Origin of the sequence: Mycobacterium sp., from assembly GCF_049647605.1 — a bacterium.
Classification (GTDB): Bacteria; Actinomycetota; Actinomycetes; order Mycobacteriales; family Mycobacteriaceae; genus Mycobacterium.
The window spans coordinates 1-13,534 of sequence record NZ_JBARXZ010000218.1 but is presented as its reverse complement, the minus strand read 5'-3'; the positions used below and the strand labels follow the sequence as shown (position 1 = coordinate 13,534).

At 65.2% G+C, this 13,534-nt stretch carries 12 protein-coding genes; 2 read left to right on the top strand and 10 right to left on the bottom strand.

The window, feature by feature from the left end; translation table 11 throughout:
* Positions 1-157: 157 nt before the first annotated feature.
* The 5 genes from WBB07_RS27065 to WBB07_RS27045 are packed head-to-tail and all read right to left on the bottom strand — an operon-like array spanning position 158 to position 6,064.
* Complete coding sequence (locus WBB07_RS27065; protein WP_074362280.1) at positions 158-580, bottom strand: transposase; 423 nt, start codon at positions 578-580, stop codon at positions 158-160.
* Positions 577-2,811, bottom strand: coding sequence for a tyrosine-type recombinase/integrase (locus WBB07_RS27060; protein ID WP_372923277.1), 2,235 nt, complete (start codon positions 2,809-2,811; stop codon positions 577-579). The genes WBB07_RS27065 and WBB07_RS27060 overlap by 4 nt, the downstream gene beginning before the upstream one ends.
* Complete coding sequence (locus tag WBB07_RS27055; RefSeq protein WP_369323562.1) at positions 2,795-4,006, bottom strand: tyrosine-type recombinase/integrase; 1,212 nt, start codon at positions 4,004-4,006, stop codon at positions 2,795-2,797. Before WBB07_RS27055 ends, WBB07_RS27060 begins: the two co-directional genes overlap by 17 nt.
* Before the next feature lie 26 nt (positions 4,007-4,032).
* Positions 4,033-5,277 (bottom strand): ImmA/IrrE family metallo-endopeptidase, encoded by a 1,245-nt coding sequence (locus WBB07_RS27050; RefSeq protein ID WP_369323563.1) that lies wholly within the window; start codon positions 5,275-5,277, stop codon positions 4,033-4,035.
* 49 nt (positions 5,278-5,326) lie between these two features.
* Positions 5,327-6,064 (bottom strand): hypothetical protein, encoded by a 738-nt coding sequence (locus WBB07_RS27045; protein WP_260758375.1) that lies wholly within the window; start codon positions 6,062-6,064, stop codon positions 5,327-5,329.
* A 534-nt stretch (positions 6,065-6,598) separates the two neighbouring features.
* Between WBB07_RS27045 and WBB07_RS27040 the strand changes: the two genes are divergently transcribed.
* Positions 6,599-6,982, top strand: coding sequence for a hypothetical protein (locus tag WBB07_RS27040; RefSeq protein WP_369323564.1), 384 nt, complete (start codon positions 6,599-6,601; stop codon positions 6,980-6,982).
* Between the two features lie 319 nt (positions 6,983-7,301).
* Here WBB07_RS27040 and WBB07_RS27035 read toward each other — a convergent pair whose 3' ends face one another.
* From WBB07_RS27035 to WBB07_RS27015, 5 genes are all read right to left on the bottom strand, one after another.
* Complete coding sequence (locus tag WBB07_RS27035; RefSeq protein ID WP_074362286.1) at positions 7,302-7,583, bottom strand: hypothetical protein; 282 nt, start codon at positions 7,581-7,583, stop codon at positions 7,302-7,304.
* A 32-nt stretch (positions 7,584-7,615) separates the two neighbouring features.
* Positions 7,616-7,999 (bottom strand): heme-binding protein, encoded by a 384-nt coding sequence (locus tag WBB07_RS27030; RefSeq protein ID WP_369323565.1) that lies wholly within the window; start codon positions 7,997-7,999, stop codon positions 7,616-7,618.
* Positions 8,000-8,031: 32 nt separating this feature from the next.
* Positions 8,032-10,407 (bottom strand): arylsulfatase, encoded by a 2,376-nt coding sequence (locus tag WBB07_RS27025; protein WP_369323566.1) that lies wholly within the window; start codon positions 10,405-10,407, stop codon positions 8,032-8,034.
* 135 nt (positions 10,408-10,542) lie between these two features.
* Positions 10,543-11,016 (bottom strand): hypothetical protein, encoded by a 474-nt coding sequence (locus tag WBB07_RS27020; RefSeq protein WP_074362289.1) that lies wholly within the window; start codon positions 11,014-11,016, stop codon positions 10,543-10,545.
* A 115-nt stretch (positions 11,017-11,131) separates the two neighbouring features.
* Positions 11,132-12,580 (bottom strand): DUF1254 domain-containing protein, encoded by a 1,449-nt coding sequence (locus WBB07_RS27015; RefSeq protein ID WP_074362290.1) that lies wholly within the window; start codon positions 12,578-12,580, stop codon positions 11,132-11,134.
* 155 nt (positions 12,581-12,735) lie between these two features.
* Between WBB07_RS27015 and WBB07_RS27010 the strand changes: the two genes are divergently transcribed.
* The gene (locus WBB07_RS27010) at positions 12,736-13,410 is read left to right on the top strand and encodes an AraC family transcriptional regulator ligand-binding domain-containing protein (RefSeq protein WP_526312404.1); all 675 of its coding nucleotides are present in this window, start codon (positions 12,736-12,738) and stop codon (positions 13,408-13,410) included.
* Positions 13,411-13,534: the final 124 nt, after the last annotated feature.

The window sequence follows — 13,534 nt, the reverse complement described above, 5'->3', positions numbered from 1 at the left end:
GTTATCTGTAACGGTAATAGCTGTGTGTAAGACAGTTACCGAGGTGCGTTTGAATGCGCGGGATCTACGAGGAACACAGTGTTATCTGTAACGGTGTAACTGACGAGCGAGCCCGTTTTTTTGGGGGTACCCCATGCGATTCGATTGGTATGGCTCATCAGCCGCTGTTGCCGTTGCCGCGTAGACGGTGGATCTCGCCGTGGGCTGCGGCGAGCTGTTGTTGAAGGTCTCTGATTTCTGATTTGAGGGCGGCGATATCGTCGTCGTACTGGCGTTTCTGGGTGCGTAGTTGTTGGCGCAACGCAGCATCGACTGGCGAACGGGAGTTTGATGCTGTCGGTTCAGGGTCGGCGATCTGGGGCCGTGGTGTAGCGGAGGCAGCGCGGATTTGGTCGAAGAGGTCGGTGTGGTTGTAGATCGTTTTGCGGGCGACCCCTGCGTGGCGGGCGACTGCATTGGGGTTGATATTCATTCCGGCGCGCTGCATTTCGCGTAGCGCCTTCTTGATTTTGCGGCGGGCGTCGTTGCGGCTTTTGGTGCTGGCTTTTCTGAGGCCGGCGGTGGAGCGGGCAGCGGTCATTGATCCGTGGTGCGGGGTTGCTGGGCTTTGTCGAGGGCGGACTGGTGGGCGCCGCGAGTCTGGATCTGTAGCAGCGGCAGTCGCCTTCCTGCCCCGGTGCCGGCACCGGATACCGCCTCTTGGTCTGCGGTTGCCGACAGGCGTTCGATGATCGCTTCCAGCGAGCGCAGTTCGCGGCGGCGTTCGATCACCCAGATGTTGTCCTCGCCGAGTTCACGTCCGCTACGTCGGCGATACTGGTCACGGCGGGCGGCTAGCAGCGCCTCGGTCGCAGCGTGTTGCTGGCGTAGCTCATTGAGGTGGGTGGCGTCGGTGGCGAAGTGACCGCAGCCCAGACAGGCATTGCCCTTGTCGCAGTGTTTGAGCGGAGGGAGCAGGCAGACACCGTTGGGCAGGATCCGGTCGGTGCGGGCACCGAGCTGTGTCATCTCATAGATGTCGCTGGGGCTGATGGAGATGTCGGTGCCGTTGGCGCCGATCTTCTTGTGCTTGAGGAACTCTGCCTCGGCGGTGGCCGCCAAGGTGGCCGCATAGCGGGCGGTCATCTCAGGGCTCTTATGACCAAGGTAGCGCTGTACGACGTGGAACGGGACACCGTCGTTGAGCAGTTCGGTGGCCCGGGTGTGGCGCAGGCGGTGGGTTTGGGTGAAGCGCAGTGGTCGGCCGGCGCTGTCGGTGAGGTCGTGGCAGTCGTCGAGCTTGGCCAGCGATGTGCGGTAGGTGTTGTAGGAGCGGGGCTGCTGGCCGCGGTGCTGATTCTTCACGCCGAGGAACAGGTATCGGGGTGCCAGGTCGGGGTATGTCGTCTTCAGCCAGCTCTGCTGCTCGGTGATGATGTCGACGATGGCTTGCTCCACGAGGATGGTGGGGATGACGTCATCGACTTTGGTCTGCTGGTAGCGCAGCCGGGCCACGAACGTGTCCGGGTCGCCGTCGGTGGGGCGTTCCTGACCCGGGATGGCTTGCAGCGGATCATGGTCGAGCATCAGGATTTCTGAGGCCCGGCGCCCGGTCAGGGCTTGCAGGAGCCAGATCCGTGCGGCCTGGGGGTCGCCGAGGCCGGCGGCGACGGTGATCGTGCCGTCGGCTTTGGTCAGCACCACTTTGTGCCCGGCGGGGGCGGCCAGGACGTCGAGGTAGGTGAGCATGCGCTGCAGGTCGGCGGTGGCATACCAGGTGAGTTCGCGTTCGCGGCGGCGCTGTTTGGGCGCGTGCAGCGGTGACCACAGCGCGGTGTGGGTCAGCGTAATATCGCGCCAGCGGGGGTTGGCCGTCGCGGTCGCCGCATCGGCGGCGTTGTCGTGCATGAAGGTGTAGAACGCCTGGGTTTGGGCTTGCAGGGTGGCCACGGTATCGGCGGTGAGGTGTTCGGACTGGGTGGCCGCGGCGGGGGAACGCAGATACTCGAGATAGTCGAGGAACACGGTGCGCAGCTGATCGGGATCGGTGCTGATCAGCGGATCATCATGATAGCCGTGGTCACGGGCGAACCGGCCCAGCTGCGAGCCCAGGTTGCGGGCCCGGTCGGCGGCCGAGGACCAGACCAGCAGGTCGTAGGTCAACGCGCTGCGCAGCCAGAACCGCAGCCCTTCGCGCAGCCACGCCGGTTCGATATCGCGCAGCCGCACGGCGGTGTCGTGGCGGGGTTCGTGGTCGCGGCGCGGGATGCGTGGGTCGGTGCGCAGATCCCAGATGTCGTGCTCCCACCACGGGGTATCGGTGCAGCGCACCGATACCCACAGGTGCAGATGCTCGATGACATGGCGGATGTTGCGCCGCGATCCCGCCGACGGGAGCCGCATGTTGCGGCGCTGAAAGGTCAGGACCGCCTGGCGGAGCACGGCATTGGGGTCCAGGTCGGCGATGCTGGCCGGTGCCCTTCCGGTGCGGGCGCGGTGTTCGGCGATCGCGGCCGGCAGGGTGCGGGTCAGCCAGGCCAGCAGGGAGGGTTCGATCTTGCGTAGCTGCTGGTCCCAGCACGTCCAGACCCACCAGGCGATCTCGTCGCCGAATCGAGCAGGGGCCTCGGGAGTGAAATCGTGGCCGGCTCCGGCGCGGTGTGCTTGCAGGTAGAACTGGTTGCGCAGAAACACCTGATCAAACGGAGCACTGTAGATCGCATAGATCGGCCGGCGCCACGCCTCGGGGACCTGCGCCCATTGAGTCGCCCATGACCCCAGTGCGGGGGCGGGGACCAGCGTGGGTGCGGGCGGGTCAGTCGGTGTGGTCATGGTGCAGCCCTTTCCAGCCAGCGACGTAGCTGCGCCATTGCGCCAGGGTGCGCATCTCGGCGTCCTCGGTGACCCATCCGTAGGTCGAGAGCGTGGTCTGGATATCGGCGTGGCCCAGGCGACGCATCACCACGTGCGGCGGGGCCCCGGAGAGCAGCAGCGCGGTGGCGTGGGTGTGGCGCAGCCAGTGCGGTGACCACCGATCGGGCAGCACCCCGCCGGCACGTTTGGTCACCGAATCGATTTTGGCGTAGACGGTTTCGGCACGCATGGGACGGAAACGCACCCCGTGGGAGAGATTGACGAACACAAAATGGGTGTCCAGGTCGGGCACGTCCAGATCGGCGCCCTGGTCGACCAGATGCCACACGTAGGCCGAATACAGCGCCTCCAGATCGTCACCGATGTAGATGCGCCGTGCCAGTAGCGTCTTGCCGCGGGCCCCGCGCGGATGGTCTTGTCGGGCGGCCACGTCGATGAACGGTGTCCCGCCGGCGCCGATGTGAAAATCGTGGTGCCGCAACGACAGCGCTTCACCCAGTCGCATCCCGGTCTCGGCGAGCACCGCGAACAACAGCCGGTCCCGCAGCCCTGAGGGCGGCCCCGACCAGTCCTGTCCGGTCTGGGTGGCACAGCCATCAAGGATCGCAGCAACTTGGGTGGGCAGCAGCACCGGAGTGGCGGACTTGTTGCCGCTGCGCACCGTGTAGATGGGCCGGTCCTTGGACCGTGGTGGGCGGCCCACGCCGGCCAGCATCGGGATATACCGTGACCGTGATCGCTTGCCGCGGCTGGTGAACAGCCGCTGATACGGGCCGGCCAGCCCATGGGCATCAGCGTGGTAGCGGTAGAGCGCCAGCACCGCCGCGGCCCGCAGCTGGGTGCTCGCCGGGCCCAACCAGACCTCGGGGGCCCCGATCCGGGCGGTGCCCGGCAGGTCCCCGGTGCGCAGGTAGGCCAGAAACTGCCCGAACAGGCTCGTGCTGATGTTCTGCCAGTCGGTGCCGGTGTGTTCCAGCACCGTCCACCACGCCGCCAGGCCGGCCGCATACGCCTTCACCGTGTTCGGTGAGGACCCGTCATGGCGCAGGAACTGCAGGTACTCCTCGGCCGCCTCGATCGGCAGGTGATCAGGGCCCAGCACGGTGTAGGTGTCCGGGGCGCCGGTCAGCGCGACCCGTTGTGTCCGTGCCATCCCCGATCCGCCCCCGCAATTCCGTGTTAGGCCTGCCGGCGAGGCCGGCGCAGCTGCACCACCGTGTCCCCGCGGTCCAGGATCGCCCCGTCATCGAGCACCGCCGAAGCGGTTTCCGGGGCCGCGGTAACCCTGGCGGGGGCCTCGCGCTGGCCGGCCAGGATGTCGGCCAACAAGTCTGTGGGATAGATCAGGTCGTGGGCGGCCAAAGCCTCAACGCTGACCGAGCCGTAGCATTCCTCCATCCACCGGCGCAGCAGCCGGGGCCGCTCCGGTGTGCGGGCATTCCAGCCCGGTTCGGTCTTGCCCCAGGTGTGCCCGGTCTCGGAGTTGATCCGCGTGTAGAGCTGGCGCTGCAACGTATCGGCGCGGACCTCATCGATCAGCTTCGACTCGCGAAGGTGAATGATCAACGCCCCCAGGGAAATGCGCCACTTCACCTTCGCATCGACCAGATCGCTAAGCGTGGGAACCGGCGGCACCTCTTTGGCGAGCACTTCGGCTGGGGCCAACAGTTCTGAGGCGAACCGGGAGGCTTCGCGCTCCTGGTCATCGCTGACATCGCCGTAGCGGTGCAACAACAAGTGCCCGATCTCGTGGGCGATCGTCCAGCGGGTGCGCTCCCAAGAATCCAACGCCCGCAACAACACCAGCGGCCGTTCCCGATACTCCCCGGTTCGCGCCGAGCAACCCAGATGCTTCTCGGTCAACAACCCGGCCGGCCCGTCCTCATCGGTGTCCCAGTCCACCACTCCGGTGGAGCGTGAGTGCTTCATCCGCATGACCACCGGCACCCCGGCAGCTTCCAGCTCGTAGGTCAGCGACTTGATCGGCACCCCTGGTGCCACTCCCAGCCAGCGCCGGGCCTGGGCGGCCGCGGTCACCACATCGGTGCCCGCAGGTAACGGCTCCAGCAGTACCGGGGGCAGCTTGGCCACCGCATTGAGCTGCCCGAGCAGATCACCGACGACGTTGGCGAACACCGCCAAGTACTCCTTCTCGGTGACCGTGGTGGACTTGGGCGCCCGGAACAACAGATCCCGCGCCGTCACCCGCGACGCCGGTGCGGTCGTGAAAAATGTTGGTGGGAAACGCAACAACGCCGTGAGCCGATCGAAATCGGCACCGTCGAGGACCGCGGTCTCGGACTGCTCCAACCGCGTCTGGCGCGGAGAGCGCCAACCCAGATGATCCATCACTGCGGTGCCTGACAGTCGCCGGAGCACCCGGGCTTGGCGGACCCGTGTGCCGAACACCTCTACCGACGCCATCACCGACCACCTCGTCCCCACACGCGCCCGGCCGGTACCAGCTCATCGTCTACGCCTCGGCTTCCCCGGCCTCGGGAGCAGTTCTGGGCAAGAATTCCTCGAAGTCCTCGCGCACATCCTCGTCGTCGTCCTCGGCCGCGCTCTGCTGCTCGGCAACGGTCTTCGGCCGAATCGCCAGCGGTAACGGCTCGAACCCCAGAATCCGCTCCTCGTTGGTGTCCAGATCGGCCACCACCGCCAAGATGCCACCACCCACCGACAACCGGCCCGGGGTCTCCCACCAGTACACAACCAGCTCGTAATCGTCGCCGATCCCCGCCGGGCCGAACACCCGCTGATCCTCGGGCTCGCCGGCGTCGAGCGCCATCTGCTTGCCCGGCTTGGACTGCGGCATCGACTGCGGGGGCAGCGCACCGATATCGGCGGCCCGTTGCGGGCTGATGTGACGCACCCGCGCCCACGCCATCCCCGCATCGCCAATGCGCACCGACGAACTCGGGCCCGTCGACATCCGCAACGTCGACCCCGGTCCGCAGGAGGCACCCTCTGGCGCCAGTGGCGGCGTCGGGGCCTTCGTGCTCTGCGCGTCGATGCCGTTCATCGCCAGCACGTGGCTGCGTACGTCCTGACACAACGTCCCGCCCTGAATCTGCATCGGGTCGGGGAATACGCGGAACCACCGCGCCAGCGACGCGTCGAATGCCACGCCGATCTCGCCGAGCAGTCTCGCCAACGCGAGACGGTGCAGGGCCACGAGCTGTCTCGCCAGCTCCACCGGAACCACCATGGCGGAAATACTGCACGGTTTTTCCTACACCCTTTCGGAGGCGCGCCGTGTGTCGGGTCGGCAATGTTTCATTGCTTAGCATCCTCGAATTATACATGTATAAGTGGTCCTGAACTGGTGATATCATGCGTGTCGCGCGATGTTTGGGTCTGGATCGCGATGCGAGCCTGCCGCCCCGAGTCCCGATGACTGGCACGGCTGTCGTCGGTCCGTGTGGGTCGGAGAGCGTGTTCCTTCACTGTGACCACAGTGACGATAGTGACGCATGGGGTGATGCGGGCGCGGGAGCCGGTGCACGTGTGTCGCGCTTGATTGCCAATGCAGGTGCGATCACCCGTGCGCCGGCCGGCGCACCTCGGTCCCGCTGGCGGCCAGTGAATCGTACGGAAAGTGAATGGTAGGCAAACAGATCGGCGTTGCCCCATGCGGTGTCCCTGGTCGGCGCGGTACCCGAGTCGAGTACCGCGCGCCCGGCCTGCCCACCCGCTACCGTAGGTACCGGATAAACCAGACCGTCGGCGAAAGGGAGGCCGGGTGTCCACGCCGCGCAAAACGCCGGTGCGCAAGGCACCCGATGATGCCGCCTTGGCCTGGGAGCTGGCCGCCACCGCGCACCCGTATCTCAGCAGAGTCGACGCCGACCGCATCTACATCACACTGGGTATCGGCGAGACGTTCGCCGCGATCGAGGCCCTGATCACCGCCATCGCACGCAACCAGATTCCTCTCAACCACGACCTGGTCGCCACCACCGCCAGCTGGCTGGACTGCTACCGAGGCCAGAGCGCCGAACCACGTCTGCGTCAGCTTCTCACCGAGGTCATCGAGCCTGCGCCACAACCAAACACGCCCGCCGCCGGCGAGCGAACCGGCCCTGGGCCGCACGCAGCGCAAGACCGGTACCGCCGATCCGGTTAGTCGTTAGCGCCTCATCACCGCGGCGTCCTGGACGGCCGGACTAGCTTCGGAGACGGGACATGCCATCTGGCCGGTGTCGCGCCGGGCGAACCCCCTCGTGCGGCGCGACACCACCCACATCGCTCGATACGTCTTTGGCCGGGTTCCGCGCCAGGAAAGGTCGCCTCACTCAAACCTGTATCGCCCTTTGCCTACGGCTTGCACGACCCCGGGGGATTCGACCTGAGCCGGGCCGATGCTGTCGTGGGGACTACGGCTTCGCGGTCCGGTTTCCCATGCTGGTCCGTGGGAGTGGGATTTGCCGTGGCCATCTTCGGCCTCAGTTGCAGCCCCCGGCGGAGACCCATCGTCCGTTGTAGCCGATGCAGCCGCTGACATTCGAGCCAGGCGGTGGCGGCGGCGGTGGTGGCGGGTCTTCGGGCAGCGGGGCGTAGTAGGCCGGTGGCGGGACGTAGGGGGCCACCGCGTCGGCGATGTTGACACATCCCCCCACTGAGATCCGGCGCCCGGCGCTGGCACACACGTCTGCAAGGGCCGTCCCGGCGGGCGCGGCCAACACGATGACGCCGGGCAGCGTCAGGAACGCGAGAGCGACCGTCATGGCGCGGGCCCGGATCGACCGACGGGATCTGTTCACGATTGTTGCCCTTCAAACGCGTTCGGGGCGCTGTAACCGCAGCGGTTGCGGAAGTCGACGAGCGGCTGGCGGATACCCTGCAGCTCCGCATGCTCCTGCGGATGAGTGTCGAAATAGCCTCTGGTGGACGGGGGCACCTCCTCGTGCGGCTGGCCGTGCAGGTCGGTGAAGAATCCGTTCAGCTCGGGGTGAGTGAACAGGTAGGCCGAGGTGGCCGCCGCGACCCCGGAGGCGATGCCGGCCATATCGGCGGCAGAACAATGGGGTGGGCGCGGCGGCTCGGCGGGTGGCTCCGCTTGGGCGGCGGCGCCACCGAGAAGAGCACCGGCGGTAAGCGCGAGCGCTCCGGCACCCCGGAGTCGGTTCAGTGTCAGCCTCATCGGTGATTTCCTCTCGTCGGTTCGGGTCGGGGTCATTGGCGGGCCAGCGCGATCCGGATCGCATCTGCTGGTGAGACGAGATGATTGTCGGCCTCTGCGGCGTCGGCGATGGCCAGCTGCACGCCTTTAACACGACCGTTGAACGCGTTGCGGCCCGGTGGGTAGTCGGGTGAGACGGGGGAGCCGGTGTCCACCCCGACGTCGCAGCCGTCGTCGGCGGAGAACACGTTGGCCAGGGTGGCCTCGACGCGCCCTTCGCCGGCTTTCTGGCCGTCGATGTAGAGCGTGACGTCGCCTCCCTTGCCCAGACCGCCACCGGCGTAAGCGAACTCCATGCGCACCTGATGCTCACCCGCGGGCAGCGCCTCGGTGGATTCGGCGTAGAAGTGGGTGATCCCACCCAGGTTGTAGCAGTACTTGAGCTTGCCGCCTGTGGCGTACAGGCTCCAGCCGCCGATACTGGCGCCTTGGGCCACGATCACCCCTTCAGCGCCGACGTCGGGCACCACAATCTCGGCGGTCACCGAGTGCGATTTGTTCTTCACGTTCAGGACGCAGTTCTCCGACAACCGGCCCATGCCCGCAAATAGCACTTGGGTGTTGCCCGTGATGAGTTGGGGGCGCCCGGCCAGGTCGGAGTTCAGCCGCCGCGCGGTGTCGTCGTCGAGGGGCAGCACGTTGTAGCGGGTGGCCTCGATCAACCACAACCGCTGCAGTTCGTGAAGCTTCTCGGGCAACTCCTCGGCCAGATTCTTGGCCTGACTCCAATCCTGGCTGGTGTCATACAGTTCCCACACGTCATCGTCGAAGGCGACCGTCTGTTCGCCCATCAGCAGCCACGGCGTCTTGTGCTTGGTCACCGCCGTCCAGCCCTTGTGGTAGATCCCGCGGTTGCCGAACATCTCGAAGTACTGCGTTTCATGCCGGTCGGGCGCTTGGCCGTCGTTGAACGAGTACAGCATGCTGGTGCCCTCGATGGGGTGCTGCTGGATGCCGTTGACGAACACCGGCTCTGGTATCCCGGCCGCCTCCAGGATCGTCGGCGCGACATCGATGACGTGATGGAACTGGCTACGAACTTCGGCCTTCGCGGTGATGCCCTTGGGCCAGTGCACGATCGTGCCGTTGCGGGTCCCGCCCCAGTGTGAGGCCACCTGCTTGGTCCATTGATACGGGGTGTCCATCGCATGCGCCCAGCCGACTGCGTAGTGGTTGTAGGAGTCCGGGCCCCCGAGATCGTTGATCTTGCTGGTGAGGAATTCCGGCGTCTCGATCGCGGCCAAACCGTTGAAATTCAGCATCTCGTTGTAGGTGCCGTTGAAGGTGCCCTCCGCGGAGGCGCCGTTGTCGCCGACGATGTAGAACACCAGAGTGTCCTCGAGCACGCCGAGGCGCTCCAGGCTGTCGACCAGTCGGCCCACGTGGTGGTCGGTGTACTCCAAAAAGCCGGCATAGACCTCCATCTGGCGGCGCAGGACCGGTTTGAGGTCCTCGGGCATGTCCTCCCAACTCGGGATCTCGGGATGCCGTGCGGTGAGCTCGCAATCCGGTGGAATCACGCCGAGTTCCTTCTGCCGGGCGAAAGTCCGCTCCCGCAGCTTGTCCCAGCCGTCATCGAATCGCCCCTTGTACTTGTCGGCCCACTCTTGGGGCACGTGGTGCGGGGCATGGGTGGCCCCGGGTGCGAAATAGGTGAAGAAGGGTGTGTCGGGGGCCAGGGCCTTCTGTTGACCGATCCAGGCGATCGCCTTGTCGGTCATGTCTTCCATGAAGTGGTAACCCTCTTCGGGGGTGCGGTCGACCTCCACCGGTGTGGTGCCCTCATACAGGCTGGGATACCACTGGTTGGCCTCACCACCGATGAAGCCGTAGAAGTACTCGAAACCTCCGCCCGCCGACGGCCACGCGTCGAACGGCCCGACCGGGCTGGTCTGCCACACCGGCACCTCGTGGCACTTGCCGAACTGGGCGGTGTTGTATCCGTTGAGCTTCAGCGTTCGCGCGACCGGCGACATAGTATTGGGTAGTACCGAACTGTAACCCGGTGCACCGGTGGCGATCTCAGTAATCCCGCCCATACCGGCGGAATGATGATTGCGACCGGTCAGCAATGCCTGGCGGGTCGGCGAGCACAGTGCGGTGGTGTGGAAGCGATTGTATTTCAGCCCGCCGGCGGCCAGCCATTCGGCGACCGGTGTCTGACACGGCCCGCCGAACGCGCTCGACGCCCCGAAACCCACATCGTCGAGCAGGATCAACAGCACATTCGGCGCCCCCGCCGGTGGCCGCAGCGGCTCGATCGGCGGAAACGCGCAGTCCGGGTCCTTCGCGTCATACGTGATCAACCCGGTACGGGTCTTACTCGGAATCGGTAGATGCGTTCTGTTCACCACGTCTTGTTCGCTCATACTCCGCGACTCCTTCGTTGTTTTGTTTCGGGTGGCGGCTGTCACCAGTACCGTCGCGCACCTGTCCACGGTGTCTGCTTGGCGGGGTAAATCCATTCTGCCGTCCATAAAAGGTCAGGCCGTTTGCTGAGTTCGCTACGGTGCCAGGTGCCGCGACGTACTGCCGGTGCGGCGCGACAGTTGAGTCAGGACGCGGCCGACACCCCGTACGGCATAGATCCCGGTGATCACCGACAGCACGATCAACATGACAAACATCGGTAGCCAGTTGCTGCGGTGATGGTTGACGTGCCACCACACGATGGTGAACAGCACCGCGCAGACGAACACGACAATGTCGCGCCAGTTGCCCTGATAGGACGCCGCGGCGTTGCGCAGTTGACGGCTGCGTTCACCGGCCTCGACCAGCGTGTCGATGCGCTGGCCGATCATCTGCGACATCGCCGCGCGCCGGTCGGTCTGCTCTGCGGGAATTCGGTCCAGCAGATCGAAATCGGCGATGATTCCCGCACGGATGTCGGGGCCTTTCACGTTTCCGGCCACCGCACCCAGCAACACACCGCCGGCGATCGGCGCGGCACCCATTGCCAGCTCAGCAATCCCGGGCATGGTCGTGTGACCTCCAATCAATCACCTCGAAAAGCAAAAGCATGAGGAGTCGACATCGATGTCGGTCCCTGTGTTGGTTCGCCTTACATTGACGCCACATACTGCCTGGTTGTCGTCAGGTCTTCTGGGGTTTGGGTGCATGCCAGGTGCCGTCGAGCGCGGCCTGCTCGGGCCAGTAGAGCCGTTCGACGAGGCGAAACGAGCCCTCCGGCGCGGGTAGCCAATTGGACTCCCTGTCCGCACCGGGCGACTCGTGCTGCACGTAGATGGTGTAACCCCCGTCCGGGTCCTGCTGGAGACTGGCCAGCATCGGCGAGTTGATCAGGTAGCGATTGATCGGGTTGGCCACCAGCAAGCTCTCGGGCATCCGATACATCGTCAGCGACCAGAACGCGCGCACCGGCGGCAACTGGCCCGGTGCGAACCGGTAGATGTAGGTGTTGGCGCCATCGAGTGGCTGCCCGTCGGCGTCGTTGGGGAACATCGGGTAGATCGATTCGGCCGCGGTGTTGCCATAGATTCCGTTGACCGCGCCGGCCATCCGGTACAGATAGTTGTCGCCGAGCATCTGGCGCGTGCCGAACAGGTCATTGGAGCTGACCTTGCCGGCGTCGATCTTGGCCTGCAACCCGTCGAATTCCTTCCACGCGTCGGTGATCGCGCCCTCGAACGCGTCGCGTTTCTCCGGGCTAAGGCTATCGATGGTCAGATCACTGTCTGCGCCGATCCCGATGGACGCGAACTTGGTGCGCAGTTCCTTCTCGGAATCCAGCACCGGCACATAACGCAGGATGAAATCCAGCGTCTCGAAGAACTTCGAGGACGTGCGTTGCTGCTCAGCGCTCAGCGGGACCGGGAACTCAACCGTCGGTGCCGCCTGCGGAGCCTGTTGGCCCAGGAATGCCGACAACGGTTCCATCGTGTAGCCGGCCTGGATCATCTTCACATTGTCGATGTCATCGGGCCCGAACAACTGGGTGCGATACAACGCGAACGCGAATTCGGAATCCGACCGGATCACCTCATCGATGCCCGCGGGCTTTTCACCGCTCCAGCCGGGACCGGCCAGCAAGAACGTGCCGCCCCCGTTGCCTGTGGTGCGGCTGCCCACATAGGCGAAGTTATAGGTGTAGGCGTCGATGAACTGGATCGAGTAATAGCGGTCCTTCTCGATCGGCGGCACCGTCAACACCAGCGGCTCAGCCCGCAGGTCCGCCCCGAGCGTGGAATACGGGGTGTCGGAGTTGGGGGTCTGAATGGTGGTATCGGCCGGGGTGTACACCCGGGCATCGGAATGCAGACGATTCCACGGCCCCACAAACTGTGGGCTGTGCTCGTCGACGAAATACGCGTACTGCACCCGGTAGTTATCGACCATCGGATACCCATAAATGTAGGCCTGCTTAGCGATCTCACGAATCTGCTGCACACTCACCTCACCCGTATCCTCGGCCGACTCAGACGATCCCTCGCCACCAGTGCACGCCGCTATCGCCGCCGACAACGCCACCACCGCAACGACATTCGACCAACGCCGCCACGAACCATGAATCCTCAACCACATCCCCTTGCATCCGAACGTCACACGCCGCTGGCGCGTCGATCACCACGGGCCGGCCGCCATGGCACCATTGGTGCCGAACCGGGCCGCGACCATCTTTGCTGCCCACCACCCTCCTTGTCTTGACATTTATGGACAACTTATTGACTGTAGTGGACATGCATTTGATCCGGGGGTCGTCGCTGACCGGCTTCACCTCGCTGGTCACCGCCTATGGTGGCGACCCTGATGCCGTGCTGGCACTGGCCAACCTCGACCCCGACGACCTCGGACATCGCGATCGATTCATCCCGCTGCGCAACGCCATCGCCGCGGTCGAAGACGCCGCCACCATCCTCAACATGGCCGACTTCGGCCGCCAACTCGCAATACGACAGAACATCGACATCCTCGGCCCGGTCGGCGTCGCCGCCCGCACCGCGGCCACCGTCGCTGACGCCTTCACGATCCTCGACACCTACATGAGCGCCTACAGTCCCGGGATCACCACCCGCATCAGCGCCCATCCCGACCCCGAACTGAGCCGTTTCGAATTCGACTTCACACTCAACCCGACACCCCCACACGCCCAGGCAGTCGAACTGGCCCTCGGTGTCACCCTGCGAGTCCTGCACCTATTCCTGGGCACCACCTACCGACCCGTGGCAGTGCACCTACCCCATCCACCGCTGGGCACCAGAACCGATTACCGCCGCTACTTCGGCTGCCCACCTCAGTTCAACGAACCGACCACCGGATTCACGATGCGCGCGGCCGACCTACAACAACCACTAAGCCACGACCCGCTCGCCCACCAACTCGCCCTGAACTACCTATCCACCACCCTTGGCTGAGGTTCCCCCCGAAAAGTGGACAGGGGTTATGCGGCTTGAGTGACCGCGTTCAGTGATTGTTCGTAGGCGATGGGGCTGAGCATTCCGATCGTGGAATGCCGCCTCTGAGTGTTGTAGAAGTGCA